This window comes from Cohaesibacter gelatinilyticus, from assembly GCF_900215605.1.
Taxonomy (GTDB): domain Bacteria; phylum Pseudomonadota; class Alphaproteobacteria; order Rhizobiales; family Cohaesibacteraceae; genus Cohaesibacter; species Cohaesibacter gelatinilyticus.
In genome coordinates, this window is sequence record NZ_OBEL01000009.1 from 82,433 (window position 1) to 101,558 (window position 19,126).

Annotated in this window: 17 protein-coding genes and 1 tRNA gene; 11 read left to right on the forward strand and 7 right to left on the reverse strand. The window is 51.3% G+C overall.

What is annotated here, in order from left to right:
• Positions 1–85 precede the first annotated feature (85 nt).
• Complete coding sequence (locus tag CRO57_RS23220) at positions 86–1,093, forward strand: helix-turn-helix transcriptional regulator (RefSeq protein ID WP_210200990.1); 1,008 nt, start codon at positions 86–88, stop codon at positions 1,091–1,093.
• Positions 1,094–1,281: 188 nt separating this feature from the next.
• Here the strand turns inward: CRO57_RS23220 and CRO57_RS23225 are convergent.
• Positions 1,282–1,367: transfer RNA gene (locus CRO57_RS23225), tRNA-Leu, on the reverse strand.
• Positions 1,368–1,667: 300 nt separating this feature from the next.
• On the opposite strand from CRO57_RS23225, the gene CRO57_RS23230 reads away from it, so the two are divergent.
• Both CRO57_RS23230 and CRO57_RS23235 read left to right on the forward strand, forming a co-directional pair.
• On the forward strand, positions 1,668–2,252 hold the full coding sequence (locus CRO57_RS23230) for a YqaA family protein (RefSeq protein WP_097155919.1): 585 nt from the start codon (positions 1,668–1,670) through the stop codon (positions 2,250–2,252).
• Between the two features lie 44 nt (positions 2,253–2,296).
• On the forward strand, positions 2,297–2,851 hold the full coding sequence (locus CRO57_RS23235; protein WP_097155920.1) for a disulfide bond formation protein B: 555 nt from the start codon (positions 2,297–2,299) through the stop codon (positions 2,849–2,851).
• A 66-nt stretch (positions 2,852–2,917) separates the two neighbouring features.
• Here CRO57_RS23235 and CRO57_RS23240 read toward each other — a convergent pair whose 3' ends face one another.
• Positions 2,918–3,562: a DNA-3-methyladenine glycosylase family protein gene (locus CRO57_RS23240; protein ID WP_170956229.1), complete on the reverse strand. Its 645-nt coding sequence runs from the start codon at positions 3,560–3,562 to the stop codon at positions 2,918–2,920.
• 85 nt (positions 3,563–3,647) lie between these two features.
• On the opposite strand from CRO57_RS23240, the gene gluQRS reads away from it, so the two are divergent.
• The gene (gene gluQRS / locus CRO57_RS23245) at positions 3,648–4,571 is read left to right on the forward strand and encodes a tRNA glutamyl-Q(34) synthetase GluQRS (protein WP_097155922.1); all 924 of its coding nucleotides are present in this window, start codon (positions 3,648–3,650) and stop codon (positions 4,569–4,571) included.
• Here gluQRS and CRO57_RS23250 read toward each other — a convergent pair.
• Positions 4,564–5,517, reverse strand: coding sequence for an AEC family transporter (locus CRO57_RS23250; protein ID WP_097155923.1), 954 nt, complete (start codon positions 5,515–5,517; stop codon positions 4,564–4,566). The genes gluQRS and CRO57_RS23250 overlap by 8 nt on opposite strands.
• Before the next feature lie 314 nt (positions 5,518–5,831).
• Here CRO57_RS23250 and CRO57_RS23260 point away from each other — a divergent pair, with 314 nt between their 5' ends.
• On the forward strand, positions 5,832–6,929 hold the full coding sequence (locus tag CRO57_RS23260; protein ID WP_097155925.1) for a hybrid sensor histidine kinase/response regulator: 1,098 nt from the start codon (positions 5,832–5,834) through the stop codon (positions 6,927–6,929).
• 270 nt (positions 6,930–7,199) lie between these two features.
• Here CRO57_RS23260 and CRO57_RS23265 read toward each other — a convergent pair whose 3' ends face one another.
• Entirely contained in the window at positions 7,200–9,218 is a 2,019-nt protein-coding gene (locus tag CRO57_RS23265) for a protein meaA (protein ID WP_097155926.1), read from the reverse strand.
• A 375-nt stretch (positions 9,219–9,593) separates the two neighbouring features.
• Between CRO57_RS23265 and ccrA the strand changes: the two genes are divergently transcribed.
• Positions 9,594–10,886, forward strand: coding sequence for a crotonyl-CoA carboxylase/reductase (ccrA, locus tag CRO57_RS23270; protein WP_097155927.1), 1,293 nt, complete (start codon positions 9,594–9,596; stop codon positions 10,884–10,886).
• 78 nt (positions 10,887–10,964) lie between these two features.
• Here ccrA and CRO57_RS23275 read toward each other — a convergent pair whose 3' ends face one another.
• Entirely contained in the window at positions 10,965–11,840 is an 876-nt protein-coding gene (locus CRO57_RS23275; RefSeq protein WP_097155928.1) for a YihY/virulence factor BrkB family protein, read from the reverse strand.
• Positions 11,841–12,268: 428 nt separating this feature from the next.
• Here CRO57_RS23275 and CRO57_RS23280 point away from each other — a divergent pair, with 428 nt between their 5' ends.
• From CRO57_RS23280 to CRO57_RS23305, 5 genes are all read left to right on the forward strand, one after another.
• Positions 12,269–13,180 carry a DMT family transporter gene (locus CRO57_RS23280; protein ID WP_097155929.1) on the forward strand — a complete coding sequence of 304 codons (912 nt, stop codon included), beginning with the start codon at positions 12,269–12,271 and terminating at the stop codon, positions 13,178–13,180.
• A 145-nt stretch (positions 13,181–13,325) separates the two neighbouring features.
• Positions 13,326–15,005 (forward strand): acyl-CoA dehydrogenase family protein, encoded by a 1,680-nt coding sequence (locus tag CRO57_RS23285; protein WP_097155930.1) that lies wholly within the window; start codon positions 13,326–13,328, stop codon positions 15,003–15,005.
• A 119-nt stretch (positions 15,006–15,124) separates the two neighbouring features.
• Complete coding sequence (locus CRO57_RS23290; RefSeq protein ID WP_097155931.1) at positions 15,125–15,970, forward strand: SDR family oxidoreductase; 846 nt, start codon at positions 15,125–15,127, stop codon at positions 15,968–15,970.
• A 22-nt stretch (positions 15,971–15,992) separates the two neighbouring features.
• Positions 15,993–16,187 carry a twin transmembrane helix small protein gene (locus CRO57_RS23295; protein ID WP_097155932.1) on the forward strand — a complete coding sequence of 65 codons (195 nt, stop codon included), beginning with the start codon at positions 15,993–15,995 and terminating at the stop codon, positions 16,185–16,187.
• A 479-nt stretch (positions 16,188–16,666) separates the two neighbouring features.
• The gene (locus CRO57_RS23305; RefSeq protein ID WP_097155934.1) at positions 16,667–17,074 is read left to right on the forward strand and encodes a response regulator; all 408 of its coding nucleotides are present in this window, start codon (positions 16,667–16,669) and stop codon (positions 17,072–17,074) included.
• A 372-nt stretch (positions 17,075–17,446) separates the two neighbouring features.
• Here the strand turns inward: CRO57_RS23305 and lysA are convergent, their stop codons facing one another.
• Both lysA and lptM read right to left on the reverse strand, forming a co-directional pair.
• Entirely contained in the window at positions 17,447–18,715 is a 1,269-nt protein-coding gene (gene lysA / locus CRO57_RS23310) for a diaminopimelate decarboxylase (RefSeq protein ID WP_097155935.1), read from the reverse strand.
• A gap of 121 nt (positions 18,716–18,836) precedes the next feature.
• Positions 18,837–19,073, reverse strand: coding sequence for an LPS translocon maturation chaperone LptM (gene lptM / locus CRO57_RS23315; protein WP_097155936.1), 237 nt, complete (start codon positions 19,071–19,073; stop codon positions 18,837–18,839).
• Positions 19,074–19,126 lie beyond the last annotated feature (53 nt).

Below are 19,126 nucleotides of genomic sequence, written 5' to 3' on the forward strand. Positions count from 1 at the left end.
GTTTCAAAGGCCAAAACAAGCTCATATTTGGACATCCTACTTTCCAAAAGTGACAAAATATGCTTATTAATTGGATATTATGTCCATGTCCGATCCTGTAAATCTTGCGACTGTTTCCTCTCAATTCATTGGCGATTGGCTTGATGCGTTGAGCGGTTATTGCTCGGAGGATGAGCTCGACTCTTTTCTCTATCGATCAGGTTTTCCAAGCCGTTCATCTCAAGGAACCACACGAGTGACCCTTGATCAGATCGTGCGTCTATATCAGATTGCAGCGGTCGAAACAGAAGACGAAATGATGGGACTTTGGAGTCGGCCTATTCGCGCAAGGGCTTTGCAGCATCTTTTGACGACAGTTCGCGAGGCGTCCTCATTGCCCTCAGCTTTGTTCCGTTTTGTGACATTCTGGAACCTGTTGCTCGACGATTATCAATTTGATCTGGAGGACAAGGGCGATCTGATCACACTAAGGCTAATGTCGAAAGAGCGGCAATCAATACAGCGTTTTGGCCATATGTTGATCTTGAAATTAAGCCACGGACTACTGTCTTGGCTGGCTGGCCGGGAGGTGCCTGTCCGGGCGGTACAGTTTGCGTTTGATTGCCCCGATTTTGCTGAGGATTATTCGATCATCTTCCCCGCTTCGGTTTCCTTTAATGCATCTTTTTCGGCCATTACCTTCGAGCCAGACACATCGGCACATCTCACCCCCCGCAGCAAGGCTGAATTACTACAATTCCTTACACGAGCTCCCAGAGACTGGATCTTTACCGCATTTCACGAACACAAACAGTCTCTGCGTGTGCGTGATTTTCTCTTCCGGTCCGGTTGGGAGCAATGTGGCCTTATTGATGCAGCCAAAGAAATGAATATGACTCCGAGAACATTAATGCGCCGATTGGAAGAGGATGGTACGTCTTTTCAAGCCATCAAAGATGGCCTTCGCAGAGATATGGCCATCCGTAGCCTGAGGAACGGTCGCAAGAGCATTGAACAAATCTCCCAAGAGGTAGGTTTCTCATCTGCCGCGAATTTTCACCGGGCCTTTCTGCGCTGGACCGGTGCCACCCCTAGCACCTACCGACCATCATAATCCGTCCGACCAACCCCATAAAGCCATTGGAGATATTGTCTGAGCGCAGGGGTGCAGCATCCCTAACCATACCCGAATACCATGTGCTGGGGTATCAAGTGTTCAGCTATGTTCTGGATGATGCTCTGAAATAGACGAAAAGCTCAATATTCATGAGCCTTTTGAATTTATCCATGTTCAAGGAAAGATGGTGCCCCTGGCCCGACTCGAACGGGCACGTCCAGTGGACAGCAGATTTTGAATCTACCGCGTCTACCAGTTCCGCCACAGGGGCACGTGAGGAGCGAATATAGAAACTTTTTGCGCCCCGTCAACAGATATTGAGCGCAATTGTCATATCTTCAACACGATTTATCGCTCCCTTAACAATTCCACCATTCCCCTTTGCTAGGACAGCATCAAGCATTAAAGCCTTTCCCATGATTGTTGAAGCACGGAAAAGGCTTGAACTTAATCTTTGGAAGCGAATTCTTGTCCGAAAAGTACTTCAATTTTTCAGGAATGCGCTCTAGATAAGGGCGATCACGGATTACCCGGCAACTCAGAATTAACGGATCAAGGAAAGAGAGAGCAGATGCTGAGAAAACTCTATGACTGGACCATGTCGCTGGCGGCATCACCAAGAGCCAGCTGGGCCTTGGGGTCAGTCTCTTTCATCGAAAGTTCCGTTTTCCCGATCCCGCCTGATACGCTGCTGATCCCGATGGTGATCGCAAAGCGCCAAAAAGCATGGATTTACGCCTTCATCTGTACCATCACATCCGTGCTTGGTGGTTTGCTTGGCTATGCCATTGGCGCATTGTTGTTTGATCAAGTCGCTCAGCCGATCCTGCAATTCTATGGCTATGCCGACAAATTCTCAGACTTTGCCAATCGCTACAACGAATGGGGCGTCTGGATCGTTCTGATCGCAGGTCTCACCCCCTTCCCTTACAAGGTGATCACCATTGCATCCGGTGCAACCGGCCTGCCAATCACCGTCTTCACGTTGGCATCCGTTGTCGCAAGAGGCCTGCGCTTCTTCATTCTTGCAGCGCTTCTCTACTGGCTTGGCCCTCCTATCCGCGACTTTATAGAGCGGCGTCTGGGCCTTGTATTCACAGGGGCGATGGTTTTATTGATTGGTGGATTTGTCGCTGCCAAATATTTGCTGCAATAGGCGGCGATAAAAGCAGCACGAAGTTTGTTTATAAGGCGCAAATCATGGCACTGACCCAATCCACCGGCACAACTCAGAAACTGGCAGCCCTTCTTTTGTTGCTGGGCGCAATTGCTCTGCTCGCGGGCGCTCTGGGTTTTCAGCACATTGGCGGCTATGTACCTTGCAAGCTCTGTCTTGCCCAGCGTGAGCCGCATTATGCCATGATCCCCTTCTCGCTTGCGCTTTTGTTCGCCGCCTGGCGTCAATGGCCCGCCACTCTGATTAGGATCACATTTCTGGCGCTAGCCGCCGTGATTCTCTATGGCGCTGGAATTGGTGTCTATCAAGCCGGTGCGGAATGGGATTTCTGGCTCGGCCCCAATGATTGTGGTGGCGGCGTAGCAATCACTGAAAGCGCCACCGATCTGCTGGCCCAGATCAACAAGACCAAGATTGTCAGCTGCAACACCGCCTCCTGGCGCATGTTCGGCCTGTCCTTTGCAGGCTGGAATGTGGTTGCTTCCAGCATTCTGGCAGTCATTGCGCTGATCGGCGCTTTGGCACCTGCTCTCTATGCAGATCGCCTTCTTGAAAAAGTCATCAAGAAAAACGCCTAGAGAGTGTTCCCGAAAAGTTGCAGCACTTTTCGGATAAGAGCTCGCTTTAAAACAATAGTTAAAGCCTTACAGAACACCGTCACGCCCTGCTTTCAGGGCGTGATAATAAGCCCAGAAAAGATGCGCCGCTGCACTGCGTTCCGGCGTCCAACGATCGCTCGCGATTCTAGCAACTGACTTGGCGTCTGGTTTGTCTGCCAGACCCAAACCCTTCCCCACAGCCACTTGCAAAGCCAAATCTCCTGCCGGGAAAATATCCCGATGACCAAGGCAGAACAGCAAATAGATATCTGCCGTCCATGGGCCAACTCCGTGCAATGAGCAAAGCCTGGCGTGCGCTTCGTCCCCCGGCATCTCGACCAAAGCTGCCAAATCAAAACCGTCCTGAAGCGCGGTGCAGATGGCTCTCACCGTGCGTACTTTGGGACGGGATAGAGATAATGCACGCAAATCCTCATCACTCGTTCCAGCAATCACGTCCACATCACAGTCAGGAAATGCCTCGCTGAACCGCCCCCAAATTGCGCGGGCAGAGGCAACTGAGACCTGCTGAGCCAGAACAATGGCCAGCAAACCCGCCAATCCTTTCTCTCGTTGGCGCAAGGCAATCGGACCGGGCAAGCAGGCATCTCGAACATTTTGCAGTCGATCATCAAGCGACAGCAAGCGCTCCATGGAGTGATCCAAATCCTGCTGAGATCTCAATTGCATTGATACCATTCCTTCGGGTCGAACTGGACGCTTATCATCAGGCACGCTATCAACAAACAAGAGCAAATCAAACAGACAAGAATTCATGTCAGTCATTCTTCGTTTCGCCCCCAGCCCCAATGGTGCCCTGCATCTCGGCCATGCCTTTTCCGCCCTTCTCAATTTTGAATTGGCAAAACGCATGGATGGCCGCTTTTTGCTGCGGATCGAGGATATTGACCTCGCCCGCTGTACCGATGGGCGGATCAACCAGATGCTGGATGATATGAGATGGCTTGGCCTTGAATGGGAGGACGAGGTTCTGAAGCAATCCAGCCGCTTCGATGCTTATCAGCAAAAACTGGATGAACTGAAAGAGAAGGGCTGGCTTTACCCCTCTCATGCCAGCCGAACGGACATCAAAAAGGCCGTAGTGATTGCCAATCAGAACGCATCTGAGCCATGGTCTTCTGATCCCGATGGCGCTCCGCTCTATCCCCGCCATTTGCTGGGTGAAAAAGAAGATCCAAACCAGCAAAACCAAACGCCTCCGGCCTGGCGACTGGATATGACAGCAATCTTGAACCAGCATCCGAAGCTCAAAGAGCAGGTTTGGCGCGAGTTGGGACCTCATCCAGATGGCGAAACTATCCTGAACCAACAGATGGCAATGGATGCTGCAAGATGGGGAGACGTGATTCTGGCCCGAAAAGACTGCCCGACATCCTATCATCTCTCGGTCACGCTGGATGATGCCTTGCAAGGCATCACGCATATTGTTCGCGGGCAGGATCTATTCTGGGCCACGGGCCTGCATCGGCTGTTACAAGTTTTGTTCGATCTACCGGAGCCGACTTATTTTCATCATGGCTTGATCAACAACGATCAGGGGCAAAAGCTCTCCAAGTCCAAGCAGGATATCAGTCTGAAAGCCTTGCGCGAGCAAGGCTACAGCGCAGCAGACATCCGAAAGGCCTCAGGCATCGATGATATCGATCTGGACAAATTGGCTGCTTCTCTTCTTAGCTGACAACAACCAACCAGAATGGGAAGGCAACAAAAGCCATCAGAACAGACAATGTGATACTGTTGGCGGCAATGCCATGGCCCACTTCAAACTGTTCTGCAAGCAGATAGGCATTCACGCCGGTTGGGCAAGCCGAAACCAGCACAATAGCTGCAGCCCACAGCGGATCCATCGGCAGAACGAAGAAGGTCACCCAATAGCAAAGGGCGGGGAAAGCAAGCACCTTCAAAAGTGCCAGTACAAAACCGGGAGCAATATTACCGCGCAATCCATAATGGCGCAGCCCCATCCCCATGGAAATGAGCGCAAGCGGTAATGCGACCGGCACCACCCGATCAATCACCAGTCCAGCCAAATAAGGAATAGGCCATCCAAACACACCCCAAATTCCTCCAGCCAGAATACCGTAAATGATCGGGTTTTTGCCGAGGCTGAAGAAAACCCGTTTAATCATACCCCACCAGTCCAATTGACCCAATCCACCGCCATTTTCCTTGGCAGCAAAGCCTTCCACCATGGCCGATGTGACCAGCATCATGACCGGCAGATGGATGGAAAGCAGAATCAGAACTGGAACCAATCCTTCATCTCCAAAAGCCCCGGAAACCACCGGGATACCAAACAGAACCGTATTGGAAAAGGCCGCTGAAACACCGGCAATCACAAGGGCTGGTCCTTTGCGCGAAAAGCCCCAGCGCACGGCTAACATGGCAGCAAGCCAGATGACTGCGACGCAAAAGAAATAGGAAATCCAAATCAGCCAAGGCGCCTGTTCAGCCGGGTCGTTGCTGGCCAAAGCCCGGAAAATCAATAAAGGGATCGGTACCATGAAGGTGAATTTCGACAGGATTGTCCCGCTTCCTTCCGGTAACAACTTGCTGGCCAACAATCCATAGCCAAGCGCGATGAGGCCAAAAATTGGAAAAACAAGCGAGAAGACATCAACCATTATGGCCAAACCTGCATAATCTGAAAAACAATATGTTCAGGGACTTGCCAAAGGAGAAATGGCAGTGAAGAAAAGTCTATATCCTTGTAACCACAGGATATGTTGAACCCATAAACAAGCTCATGATATGGATATAGTAACAAGATTGCTTCCATAATGGCGTAAAACTGGTTGAGCTGACCAGTGCCAATTGGCCGGCATCGGGGTGAGTAGCGCTTTTTCCCCATTCCCAATGCTCGAACCTTTGTTTTGAGCCTATTCATATCCGAAAACCGCGCTCACTTTTCGGGAATACGCTCTGGCAGGCTGTGACAATGAAAAAAAGACCCGATATCACACCCAAAGTGCTGGAGACAGACAGTCTGCACCATGATTTACGAACTCATATCACCGCCATTATTTCCCTCAGCAATCTTATAAAAAAGTCCGGAACGCAAAACCAGACCAATCATCTGATCGACGCCATCCACTTGGCTGCTGACAATGCTTTGGCCATCATGGATGGTGGTGTCCGTGAGCCGGCCCAGCCTTGCATGGATGGAACATCCTTACAGCAATGCCTCAGTGATTTTCGAACGCTAGCGCTTGGGCTGGTCCATAGTACCAGTTCCAGCTTTTCACTGACCTTGCATGACACCATCAAGGATCTGCCACCGATCATACTGGATGTGGCTCAATTACACCGGGTTCTGATGCTGTTGCTTGATAACGCGCTGGCCTATGCAGGCCCGGCTGATATCAGCCTTGCTGCGAAATTGCACAGCCAGAGCCAGCAGCTACAAATCACGCTTTGCGACACCGGCACCGGCTTTGGGCAAGAAGATCCGGAAAAGCTCTTCATGCCCTATCATCGGGGAGCCAAGGTGCCGGAAAAATCCGGCTCAGGCCTTGGCCTTTGGAGTGCACGCAACATCATCAGCGTCATGGGCGGAACAATCACTGCCCAACGAAACAGCCCCAAGGGCGCTTGTTTCCAGATCCTGCTACCGCTGATTCCTGTCTTCTCACAATCGGATGAGGAGAATGCTGCATATTCAGAAGAACAGGCTTCCTCAAAAGCACTTTCAGATTTGTCCATTTTGGTCGTTGACGATAACAAAACCAATCATCTGATTTTGGGTGAAATGCTCAAAGCGATGGATATCCGCGTCCATCATGCGGTCTCAGCCGAGCAAGCACTACAGGCTTTGAAACAAACCATCCCGGATCTAATCTTCATGGATATCCGCATGCCCGATATTGATGGCTGGGCCCTTGCCCGCACCATCCGCAATGACAAGCGTTGGGAAAAAATCCCCCTTATCGCAACCTCATCGGATAAAGCTCCCAAAAGCTTGGTGCTATTCGATGGCTGGCAACAAAGACCCATCCGCGCGGCAGATCTGGTCAGTCATATTCGGAATAATATTTGATTCTCTCTCACGGCAATTCGACGCTACGCGTCGGCCTCCGAGTGGGCGGGCCATGCGGCCCGGTCACCTATCGGTTCCCGGCGGAAACCTATGTTTCCGCCGAATTCTTTTATCCTTGAGAGATTGATTTGGGAAAAGGACCCGCAAAAGGAAATCCTTCCTTTTGCGACGGCCGATAGGCAAGCGCGAAGCGCCCCGTCTGGAGCCCTGATCAAAGATCAGGAATAGCGCGAAGACGTATTAATGCTAGGAACAGCCGGTAAGAGCAAACTAAGCCTGCTTACCAACCAGATCGGCAATGTCCTTCATGATCTCGTTCAGCTGGAAGTCCTTTGGCGTATAGACCGCAGAGACACCATAGCCTTTGAGTTCTTCTTCATCTGCTGGCGGAATAATGCCACCGACAATCACAGGCACATCATCCAGCTCGGCTTCCTTCATCTGCTGCATCACATCGCCGACCAAAGCCAGATGTGAGCCGGAGAGAATGGAAAGACCAACCACATGCACGCCTTCTTCCAGAGCTGTATTGACGATCTGCTCAGGTGTCAGACGGATCCCCTGATAGACGACTTCCATACCGCTATCGCGGGCTCGAACGGCAATCTGTTCCGCACCATTGGAATGGCCGTCCAAACCAGGCTTACCAACCAGAATTTTCAAACGACGCCCAAGCTTGTCTGATGTTGCATTCACAGCATCGCGAACGTCGCTCAAGTCATCGCCATTCACACGGGCGGCTTTGCCAACACCAGTCGGCGCACGATATTCACCAAAGACATCCCGCAGAACCTGACCCCATTCACCGGTGGTTACACCAGCCTTGGCGCAAGCAATGGATGGCTCCATGATATTCTCACCAGCTTCAGCAGCCTGACGAAGCGCTGCCAAGGTTGCTTCCACAGCACTATTGTCGCGCTGAGCACGCCACGCTTTGATTTTATCCACAGCTTGGCCCTCAACCTGTGGATCAACGGTCAAAATACCGCTGTCTTCACCGCCGGACAGAGGAGATGGTTCAGTCTGATTGAACTTGTTCACACCCACGAGGGTCTGATCGCCGGTCTCAATGCCTTCCAAGCGCTTGGCGTTTGATTCGACCAGTTTTTGCTTCATATAGCTTGATTCAATGGCCGAAATCGCGCCGCCCATTTCTTCGATCCGGGCCATTTCTGCCTTGGCCTCAGCTTTCAAAGCCTCAACCTTGGCGTCGATTTCCTTGGACCCATCAAAGATATCGCCATATTCCAGAAGATCAGATTCGAAGGCCATGATCTGCTGCATACGCAAGGACCATTGCTGATCCCATGGACGCGGCAAGCCAAGTGCTTCGTTCCATGCTGGCAGCTGGACCGCCCGGGCACGGGCCTTCTTGGACAGCACAACAGCCAGCATCTCAATCAGGATACGGTAGACATTGTTTTCCGGCTGCGGCTCGGTCAAGCCAAGGCTGTTGACCTGCACACCATAGCGGAAGCGGCGATACTTTTCTTCGCTAACCCCATAGCGTTCAAGGCAAATTTCGTCCCACAAATCCACAAATGCGCGCATTTTGCAGATCTCGGTCACAAAGCGCATACCAGCATTCACAAAGAAGGAAATCCGGCCAACTGCCTTGGGGAAATCTTCTTCCGATACCGCTCCTGTTTCTTTCACAGCATCCAGAACCGCAATGGCTGTGGACAAAGCATAGGCCAATTCCTGCACCGGCGTCGCACCTGCTTCCTGCAAATGATAGGAGCAGACATTCATCGGGTTGAATTTCGGCATTTCCCGGTAGGTAAAGCCAATGATATCAGTGGTTAGACGCAGACTTGGCGCTGGCGGGAAGACATAGGTGCCGCGCGACAGATATTCCTTGATCAGATCGTTCTGCGTGGTGCCGGACAGTTTGGAGCGATCCGCGCCCTGCTCATCTGCTACAGCAATATAAAGCGATAAAAGCCAAGCTGCTGTTGCGTTGATGGTCATGGAGGTATTCATTTGCTCCAGCGGGATCTGATCAAACAATTCCCGCATATCACCAATATGGGAAATCGGCACCCCAACCTTACCAACTTCCCCCCGAGAGAGAGCATGATCGGGGTCATATCCGGTCTGGGTTGGCAGATCGAACGCCACTGACAAACCGGTCTGCCCCTTGGATAGGTTCATCCGATACAAGGCATTGGAATCCTTGGCCGTTGAGTGACCGGCATAAGTACGGAAAATCCATGGGCGATCTTTTGGCTTGCTCTGGCCAGCAGCATCAGATGCTGATTTTGGGTCCAGGGTCCCTGTTTTGGTCATGACGATTTCTCCCGACACATATTACTAAAGCTCATCCTCGAAAAGTTGCCGGACTTTTCATAATCGGATCGGCTTATCTCTCGAAAGCACAAGTTGGTCCAAGTGATATCACTGTACCTACGGCGAAATACCCTCTTCTCAATCCGCACGAACTGCGCTTTTTTCATCATGCAATTATATAACCGCACAACGGCATGACACATAGTCTTCTTCGCATGCGCAAAATGCAAATTGGCAATAAGAAGCATATCATTCAATGTATTTTTTTAGGATAGTTTCGCGACTGCGTTATAAATTGTCGCTTGCGTCGAACCCCTGCTGCGGTGCAATATGCGATTGACTGAGACTTAGAGTAAGACCATTCAGGAGGAGAAAATGGCTGAAGAACTCCTTGCTCAAGGCACAACCGGCGAGAAAAAAGATCTCTATGAACTAGGTGAGATCCCACCTCTGGGCCACGTTCCTAAGGAAATGTACGGATGGGCCATCCGTAAAGAACGTCATGGCACCCCGGAAAAATCATTCCAGTTGGAAGTGGTTCCAACCTGGGAACTGGACAGCCACGAAGTGCTGGTGCTAAACATGGCCGCTGGCGTCAACTATAACGGCGTCTGGGCTGGCCTTGGTGAGCCAATCTCTCCTCTGGATGTTCACAAGAACCCGTATCACATTGCTGGTTCTGACGCGTCCGGCATCGTTTGGGCCGTTGGCCGCAAAGTGAAAAACTGGAAAGTGGGCGACGAAGTTGTCATCCATTGTAACCAGGATGATGGCGACGACGAAGAATGTAATGGCGGCGATCCAATGTTCTCACCAACCCAGCGCATTTGGGGCTATGAGACACCAGACGGATCCTTCGCTCAATTCTCTCGCGTACAGGCTCAGCAGCTGATGCCGCGTCCAAAGCACCTGACCTGGGAAGAGAGTTCTTGCTACGTTCTGACCCTGGCAACCGCTTACCGCATGCTGTTCGGTCATGCTCCACATGATCTGAAGCCTGGCCAGAATGTTCTGATCTGGGGCGCTTCCGGCGGTCTGGGCGTGTTCGGTGTGCAGATTGCTGCCGCCGCTGGTGCAAACGCAATCGGCGTGATCTCTGATGAGACCAAGCGCGATTATGTCATGAGCCTTGGCGCACGCGGCGTTCTGAACCGCAAGGACTTCAATTGCTGGGGCCAACTGCCAACAGTGAATTCCGACGAATATAAGGACTGGTTCAAGGAAGTTCGCAAATTCGGTAAAGCGATCTGGGACATCACCGGTAAAGGCAACAATGTCGACATGGTGTTCGAGCATCCGGGCGAAGCAACCTTCCCAACCTCCACTTTCGTTGCCAAGCGTGGCGGCATGGTCGTCTTCTGTGCTGGTACCTCTGGCTTCAATCTGACCATGGATGCCCGCTATGTATGGATGCACCAAAAGCGTGTCCAGGGTTCTCACTTTGCTCATCTGAAGCAGTCCATGGCTGCCAACCAGATGGTGATCAACCGTCAGGTTGATCCTTGCATGTCCGAGGTTTTCTCCTGGGAGCAGATTCCAAAGGCACACGAACTGATGCTGGCAAACAAGCACGCACCGGGCAACATGGCTTGCATGGTCAATGCCACCCGCACCGGTCTGCGTACGCTGGAGGACACCATCCTCGCCTCCCGTGGCGAAGAAGTCTAATTAGCTGGCAATTGCCATATGATCAAAAAGAAAGCCGGGTAATGCCCGGCTTTTTCTTTATTCTCTTGAACACGATATTCAGTTGGTGCTGCCTGGATGTTCCAGTTCTGCGCGAGAAATCCTGTTCTGCTTCATCCGAAGCAATCGCATCCGCAGTGCATTCACTTCTGCTCCAATCAAAAAGATGGAGGAAATGATATGCAAAAAGATGAGTGTCGTCACAACACCAGCCAAACCCGCATAAACACGGGAGTAGGAGGCAAAATTCGAGAGATAATAGTTGTAACCCTGCCCGGCCAGATACCATAGCACCAGCGTGACCACCACACCGGGCCATAAATCCCGCCATTCAATTACCCGCATCGGCAGCCAACGGTGACTGGCCACCAGAAAAGCCAACAACATCGGCAAGGCAATGCCAAGGCGAATGATATCGAAGGTAAATTCAAAATTCTCCAGCCACTGGGCGTGTGGCAGTGCCAGGTTCCAGATGATCGGCGCAAAAAACAGACCAGCCGATACCGCCACAAGCACCAGCCCCGCGCCAAGAATGGCAATCAAACCGCCAGCCCGACGAGACCAGATGGAGCGGCGCTCATAATAGCCATAAGCGCGATTCAGACCTTCCCTGAGACTTTCTACTGCACCGGTCAGTGTCACCAGAAAGATCAAAGCCGAGACAGAGAGCAGGCGGCCACTGCTTGCGCTCACCACTGCATCCACTTCCGGCTGCAAGATATCGGCGATGGCATCGGGAAGTAAAATGGACAAGGCATGCTGAACAACCGGCCCCAATTGATCCCCACCAGCCAGAATTGTGAAACCTGTGACCAGCAGCAAGAAAGGAAACAGAGAAAGAAGAAGCGAGAAGGCGATGTTGCTTGCCAGAGCAATGCCATGATTGTCCAAAAAGCGCCAAAAAAGCCGCACCGGTAGTGATATCCACTCAGCCATATACCCGATCTATCCTTAATCCCGTTGCCGGGAAGGTCTGACAGAAACAATTCATCCTATGACTTTGACATAGGAGTGAAGAACAACTTTTCCACCTGTCAAAACACATCTGATGACTATTGCATTTGCAAGCGGCGCTTTATTTCTCTGTTTCAACGCGCATCCCTGTCCGAAAACGACCTCAACTTTTCAGAGTTGCGCTGAAGAGCCAAAGATTCGCAATCATTAGCTATTGCATAGCAAATCCGACAGCAATCAGCATCCGAAAGTGACATTATTACCCAAAGAGCGTTCAATCGCGCCACAATGGTCTATTTTCCTTGAAGCTTTGCTCCAAAACTGGCAAGGAGGCTTCATACCCTTCCCTTCTGCGACCCACCTTGATGTTGATGGGTCTCTCTTTTCGCTGAATAGAAAGTCCCCGGCTCATGACCAGCAGCTTCTCTCAGAAACTGGGCCAGCTAACTCCCATCCTGTTCGTCTTTCTCTGGTCCACCGGATTTATCGGTGCACGCATGGGTGCTCCCTATTCAGAGCCAATGACATTTCTGACCATTCGCTTTGTCATAGTTCTGGTCTTGCTGATTCCCCTTGCCCTTTTGTTGAAGGCAAAATGGCCCTCAGCCAAGGAAGCCTTTCATGCCTTCATCGCAGGTTTGCTGCTTCATGGCGCTTATTTAGGTGCCGTATTCTGGGCGATTGATGATGGAATGCCAGCGGGGCTTGCTGCACTGGTCATGGGATTGCAACCTGTTCTGACGGCCTTTTTTGCGGCAATGGTGCTTAAGGAAGCCATCACCCGCAATCATGTCATGGGTTTCATTCTGGGCATGATTGGTATTTCCCTGGTTCTCTATCCACGCCTGCAGGGTGGAGATTTCTCGGTGACGCCTGCCCAAATTACGGCATCTCTCATTGCTGTTCTCAGCATTTCCGTTGGTACCATTTATCAAAAGCGTTTTGCCAGCAATCTGGACATGCGCACCTCTACCGTATGGCAGTATATTGCTGCAGCGCTTTTGGTCGGTATTGTTGCCTATATGACCGAAACCCAAACTCTGGACTGGACGCCTGACTTTATCTTCGCACTTGGCTGGCTGGTCCTGGTTTTATCTATCGGCGCCATTTTCCTTTTGCTCTTTCTCATTGAGCAGGGAGCAGTCTCAAATATTGCTGGACTTTTCTATTTGATTCCTGCCGTAACCGCCATTTTCTCCTGGATCTTGTTTGATGAACCGATCACGCTCATCCAGATTGTCGGCATCATCATTACAGGCGCGGGAGTTTTCCTCGCCAGCCATGCGAAATTGGCGAACATGCGCAACAAAACATCACATTAATCCTATGGCCTATTGCGTTTGTTGCAGAGCAGCGTCACTGTGCACTGCAGCAAACAAAACCAAACCTGTATGACTAGCAGGATCAGTCGCCCCGGTTTGAGCACACTTTGCTCTGATTGACTGATCACAAGGGAGTGCCATATCCATGTCTCTGACCATCGAAACAGTGACCATTGAGACCCCGGATTCTTTTAATTCCGACATGGAAGCCGCCGTCAAGGCAAGTGAAACCCTTCTTGACGCCATCATTGATGCCGTGCGTGAGAAAGTCGTGGTGGACGGCAAAGTCAACTCCAAGAAGGTAGAAGCCGAACAGCGTGCCACTCATGGCCTCGCCTGGTTCGCCACCTATGTGGAAGCTTTGAAAGAAATGAAGGGCTATGCCGCTACCATGAGTGCTGAGGGGCGCTTTGGTGAGATGGAAAGCCTGATCACCCGTATGGCATTTGGCGAATATCTGGCCCAGATCTTTGGCGGCATCCCTATGAATCAGGGTGAAATCGTTCGCCTATCTGATTTCGGTGTCTCCGAAGATGCTGTTGCAGCCGCTCAGACCTCAGAGGTCAAGCGTCTGATGGCTGAGGGTAACACGCCAGAGATCCGCACCCGTCTGGTTGCTCTGATGGAAGCGGCTGAAGGCTCTGCTTCGTTTGGCGATGCCGGTCTGGATGAAACCATGGAAGCCTTCCGCGAGGAAATGCGCCGCTTCGCGGACAGCGAAGTCACCCCGCATGCTCACGAATGGCATCTCAAAAATGAATATATCCCGCTCGATATTGTCAATCAGATGGCAGAAATGGGCGTATTCGGCCTAACGATTCCAGAAGAGTTCGGTGGTCTTGGTCTGGGTAAGGAATCCATGTGCGTGGTCTCCGAAGAGCTGTCCCGGGCCTATATCGGCGTTGGCTCCCTTGGCACCCGTTCCGAGATTGCAGCCGAGCTGATCATCTGCGGTGGTACCGAGGAGCAAAAGGCCGAATGGCTGCCAAGGATTGCTTCCGGTGAAATTCTGCCAACCGCCGTCTTTACCGAGCCAAACACCGGTTCCGACCTTGCCAGCCTGAAAACCCGCGCTGTTCTGGATGGCGAGGCTTACAAGGTCACCGGCAACAAGACCTGGATTACCCATCCGGTTCGCGCCGACATGATGACCCTACTCACTCGCACCAATCCAGATGAGCCAGGCTACAAAGGCCTCTCCATGCTGTTGGCGACCAAACCTCGCGGTGATGATGCCATCCCATTCCCTGCAGAAGGCATGGATGGCGGTGAGATTGAGGTTCTCGGCTATCGCGGCATGAAGGAATATGAAATCTCCTTCGACAATTTCGAAGTCAAAAAAGAGAACCTGTTGGGTGGTGTGGAAGGCCAAGGATTCAAGCAGCTGATGCAGACATTTGAGTCCGCTCGTATTCAGACCGCAGCCCGCGCCATCGGTGTGGCTCAGTCCGCGTTAGATCTTGGCCTGCGCTACGCTCAGGAGCGCATCCAGTTCTCCAAGGCTCTGATCAACTTCCCGCGTGTGATTGACAAGCTGGCAATGATGGCTGTGGAATTGATGATTTCTCGCCAGCTCACCTATTATTCCGCACGTCAGAAAGATCACGACAAGCGCTGTGATCTGGAAGCTGGTATGGCAAAACTGCTCGGCGCTCGCGTTGCCTGGGCTGCTGCGGATAACGCCTTGCAGATCCATGGTGGTAATGGTTTCGCGCTGGAATATGCCATCTCCCGTGTTCTCTGTGACGCCCGTATCCTCAATATCTTCGAGGGCGCTGGCGAAATTCAGGCGCAGGTCATCGCTCGTCGTTTGCTGGATAAGTAAATGATGGCGGGGATTACCCGAGAAAAGACAAAAAGAGTGATCGCTCCGCGATCACTCTTTTCTTTTGCCCTGAGCTTTCCTACATCTGAACGAGCAATTTCAATGTAGGTGAGATTTTCATGACCAAACGTTCCATCCTGATTACCGGCTGCTCCACCGGCATCGGCCTTTGCTGTGCTTTGGCCCTCAAAGAAGAAGGATGGGAGGTTTTCGCAACAGCACGAAAAGATGAGGATCTTGAAAATCTGCGCAATCAGGGTCTGAATGCGCTGTATCTCGATTATACCGAACAAAACTCCATCGACGCGCTTGTAAAAACCGTTCTCGAGCAAACTGATGGTACGCTGGATGCGCTGTTTAACAATGGTGCCTATGGACAGCCGGGTGCTGTTGAGGATCTGCCAACTTCGGCTCTTCGCACACAGTTCGAAACCAATTTCTTTGGCTGGCATGAACTGACCCGCCAGATCGTCCCCGTCATGCGCAAACAGAGGCATGGCCACATCATTCAATGCTCATCGGTTCTGGGCCTCGTAGCCTTGCCTTATCGAGGTGCCTATAATGCCTCCAAGTTCGCACTGGAAGGTCTGACTGACACATTGAGACTGGAGCTGCATGGCAGCAATATTCATGTGGTGCAGATCGAACCCGGCCCCATTACCTCCCATTTCCGCCTTAATGCGTTGGAAAAACTCAAGGCCAATATCGATACGGAAAATTCTGTCCATGCGGAGAAATATAAGGTGCGCCTTGCCCGGGGCACGTCAGTAGATCCAGCAAGTGCAGACAAGGATACCTTTGAGCTTCCACCCGAAGCCGTGCTGGCGAAATTGCAAAAGGCATTGACCTCAAAAAATCCCAAAGCCCACTATTATGTAACGGTTCCTACCTATATCATGGGCATTTCAAGAAGACTGCTACCAACGAAGCTGCTTGACAAAATCTTGCGTGCCAATGGTGGCTAGCTAAAGACCTTCAGGAGACCCCATGTCCGCCATCTTGCCCAGTCTGGTCCCTATTGCCCTGATCATCGTTGCCATCGTGCTGGTCATGGGACTTCTCAATATGCTCAAGGGCAACAATCCCAATCGCTCGCAACAACTCATGCGCTGGCGCGTCATCGCACAGTTCGTCGCAATCATCTTGATCATGCTCACTATTTATGTGACATCGGGAGGTTAAAACCTCCCGTTTTTAACTCTCACGGCTTTATACCTCTTACCGGCGGTTCCTCGCTTTGCTCGGGCCTGCGAGAGCACGCACTTTCGCACGAATCCTGATCCGAAAAGTCTGCAACTTTTCGGGGATACGCAGTGCGCTTGCCTATCGGCCGTCGCAAAAGGAAGGATTTCCTTTTGCAGATTCTTTTCCCTCACAAATCTCTCAAGGATAAAAGAAGTCGGTGAAAGCATCGCGCTTTTACCGGGAACCGACAGGTGACCGCAGCTTGGCTGCGCACTCCCGTAGGCCCTGATCATCAGATCAGGAATAGCCGCGAGGGGCATAAAGCCGCGAGAGAAAATATGTTTCCCACGGCTAAAATTTGCGCATCCATCCCCAAACTCCAATTCCTTTGCATTTGATCAACTATTTTATTGTCATGATAGGTCAATAACTGAAGTGATTCAGGTGCGATAAAAGAATGATGGGAGTGGTAGTGGATGGCCCGTATTCTTCTAACAGAAGATGATGATGGGGTTCGCATGTTTGTCCAGCGGGCATTGATGATGGATGGTCACGATGTCGAAATCGCTGAAGACGGCATGGATGCCATGGATGTGCTGAACGAGCAGGACGGTGATTTTGATTTGTTGCTGACAGATATCAAAATGCCGATGATGGATGGCATTGCTCTTGCAAAATCAGCTTCCAAAGATTGGCCAGAGATGACCATCTTGATGATGACCGGCTTTGCCGATCAGCGCGAGCGTTGCGAGAAATTGGCAGTTCACATCCATGATGTGGTGCCAAAGCCCTTTTCGCTGGCGGAAATTCGCAAAGCCGTCAAGGACGCTTTGTCCGGTACGGTGGTAGCACCGCAATCGCTGAGCGCAAGCATGCTGAACTAGGTCGAACACATCATGTGTTTCAAAAAGGATGGCTCTTAGCCATCCTTTTTTATTGGAATTTAATACCTCTTACCAGCTATTCCTCGCTTCTGCTCGGGCCTGCGAGAGCACGGGCCGTCCTTGCCGATACGCTTATCATCTCGCTTTGGCTCGATGGCGTATCATGTCGGCCCGGTCAGCTATCGCTTCCCGATGAAAACCAAGTGTTTTCATCGAATTCTTTTCCCTTGAGAGCTTGACGAGGGAAAAGGACCCAGAAAAGAAAATCCTTTCTTTTCTGACGGCCGACAGGCAAGCGCAAAGCGCACTCCCGTAGGCCCTGATCATCAGATCAGGAATAGCCGTGAGGGGAATAGAGCCGTGAGAGGTAACTTATGCCAACCAATCCGGAATCTTATCCAGTGCCAGCATCTCTTCATAAGTTGGCCGCTCACGGATCACATGCCACTGATCTCCATTGACCAGAACTTCTGGCACCAATGGCCGGGTATTATAGGTGTTGGCTTGAACCGCACCATAGGCGCCGGCAGACATCACAGCGATCAGATCACCGGACTGCATCTGCGGTAAAGGCCGATCAAGCGCCAGATAATCACCTGTCTCACAAACCGGACCAACAATATCGACATTGGAGGTCGGGGTATCAAATCCTGGTTCAGTGATTGGGCGAATATCATGCCATGCGTCATAAAGCGTTGGGCGAATCAGATCGTTCATCGCCCCATCAACAATGACAAAAGTCTTGCCTTCTCCGTCCTTGCGATACACCACTTCGGTGACCAAAATACCAGCATTGCCGGCAATCAGGCGGCCTGGCTCGAAATAGACTTTGCAATCCAGATCGCGAACATGCTTTTTCACGGTCTCCGCATAATCACGCGGCAGTGGCGGAGGTGTCTGGCTGGACTGATAGGGAATACCCAAACCGCCACCCAGATCAACATGGTCGATATCGTGACCTTCTGCACGTAACGTCTTGACCAGATCACCAAGGCGCTCAAATGCTGAATCGAACGGCTCCAACTCGGTAATCTGACTACCGATATGCATATCAATGCCGGTTACCTTGATACCGGGGAGCCTGGCAGCATGGGCATAAACATCCTTTGCCTGCTTCCAGGGAATACCGAACTTGTTCTCGGACTTACCAGTTGAGATCTTGGCATGAGTTTTCGCATCAACATCCGGATTGATACGCAGGGAAATCCGCGCTTCCTTGCCAAGGACATTTGCCACTTCACTCAGCAAATCCAGCTCGGGCTCGGATTCTATATTGAAGCAAAGAATCTCCTGTTCCAAAGCAAAGGTCAGTTCACGTCGGGTTTTACCCACACCGGAAAACAGGATCTTGCTGGCTGGAATGCCCGCCGCCAAAGCGCGACGCAATTCACCTTCCGAGACAACATCTGCACCAGCACCCAAACGCGCCAAGGTCTTCAATACCGCAAGATTGGAATTGGCTTTCATCGCATAGCAAACAAGTGAAGGTACATCACCAAAAGCTTCGCTGAAGACCTTGAAATGACGTTCCAAAGTCGCACTGGAATAAGCATAGAAAGGTGTACCGATTTTTTCTGCCAATTCAGGAATGGCAACATCTTCGGCATACATGACACCGTCTTTATAATCGAAATGGTGCATGACTAAATCCCTCTCGTCACGGCCTGTACATACAGGACATCAAGTCCGGCCAAACCTTTTTCGGCCATCTCGTCTCTTGGAAGTGGCTACAAATGTGTAGAACGCGAACCGGCAACAACGATTATAGTAAACCGTCCAGAATGAAGCGATCATCCGGTGCCTTGGTTGGCACAGGTTCAACCACCTGCCCATCTACCTTGCCATCAACCACGTCTGGATCGACAGGATCAGTTTGGACATTGGTATTGCTGGTTGGAGCCACAAGAGGGCCTTTTTGTCCGCAGCCAGACACGGCCATACCCAATACAGCCAGAACAACCAATGTCAGTCGTTTGGAAGAAGCAGAAATCAAAGCCATCCGGGCAGCTCCTTGAGAATATATGCTGGTTTTCCCAGCTTATGGATCTGAAA

What these genes read in the sequence shown, in the direction of transcription:
- CRO57_RS23220 (WP_210200990.1), top strand. Translation starts at nt 86, where the DNA reads ATGTCCGATCCTGTAAATCTTGCGACTGTTTCCTCTCAATTCATTGGC.
- CRO57_RS23230 (WP_097155919.1), top strand. Translation starts at nt 1,668, where the DNA reads ATGCTGAGAAAACTCTATGACTGGACCATGTCGCTGGCGGCATCACCA.
- CRO57_RS23235 (WP_097155920.1), top strand. Translation starts at nt 2,297, where the DNA reads ATGGCACTGACCCAATCCACCGGCACAACTCAGAAACTGGCAGCCCTT.
- CRO57_RS23240 (WP_170956229.1), bottom strand. Translation starts at nt 3,562, where the DNA reads ATGCAATTGAGATCTCAGCAGGATTTGGATCACTCCATGGAGCGCTTG.
- gluQRS (WP_097155922.1), top strand. Translation starts at nt 3,648, where the DNA reads ATGTCAGTCATTCTTCGTTTCGCCCCCAGCCCCAATGGTGCCCTGCAT.
- CRO57_RS23250 (WP_097155923.1), bottom strand. Translation starts at nt 5,517, where the DNA reads ATGGTTGATGTCTTCTCGCTTGTTTTTCCAATTTTTGGCCTCATCGCG.
- CRO57_RS23260 (WP_097155925.1), top strand. Translation starts at nt 5,832, where the DNA reads ATGAAAAAAAGACCCGATATCACACCCAAAGTGCTGGAGACAGACAGT.
- CRO57_RS23265 (WP_097155926.1), bottom strand. Translation starts at nt 9,218, where the DNA reads ATGACCAAAACAGGGACCCTGGACCCAAAATCAGCATCTGATGCTGCT.
- ccrA (WP_097155927.1), top strand. Translation starts at nt 9,594, where the DNA reads ATGGCTGAAGAACTCCTTGCTCAAGGCACAACCGGCGAGAAAAAAGAT.
- CRO57_RS23275 (WP_097155928.1), bottom strand. Translation starts at nt 11,840, where the DNA reads ATGGCTGAGTGGATATCACTACCGGTGCGGCTTTTTTGGCGCTTTTTG.
- CRO57_RS23280 (WP_097155929.1), top strand. Translation starts at nt 12,269, where the DNA reads ATGACCAGCAGCTTCTCTCAGAAACTGGGCCAGCTAACTCCCATCCTG.
- CRO57_RS23285 (WP_097155930.1), top strand. Translation starts at nt 13,326, where the DNA reads ATGTCTCTGACCATCGAAACAGTGACCATTGAGACCCCGGATTCTTTT.
- CRO57_RS23290 (WP_097155931.1), top strand. Translation starts at nt 15,125, where the DNA reads ATGACCAAACGTTCCATCCTGATTACCGGCTGCTCCACCGGCATCGGC.
- CRO57_RS23295 (WP_097155932.1), top strand. Translation starts at nt 15,993, where the DNA reads ATGTCCGCCATCTTGCCCAGTCTGGTCCCTATTGCCCTGATCATCGTT.
- CRO57_RS23305 (WP_097155934.1), top strand. Translation starts at nt 16,667, where the DNA reads ATGGCCCGTATTCTTCTAACAGAAGATGATGATGGGGTTCGCATGTTT.
- lysA (WP_097155935.1), bottom strand. Translation starts at nt 18,715, where the DNA reads ATGCACCATTTCGATTATAAAGACGGTGTCATGTATGCCGAAGATGTT.
- lptM (WP_097155936.1), bottom strand. Translation starts at nt 19,073, where the DNA reads ATGGCTTTGATTTCTGCTTCTTCCAAACGACTGACATTGGTTGTTCTG.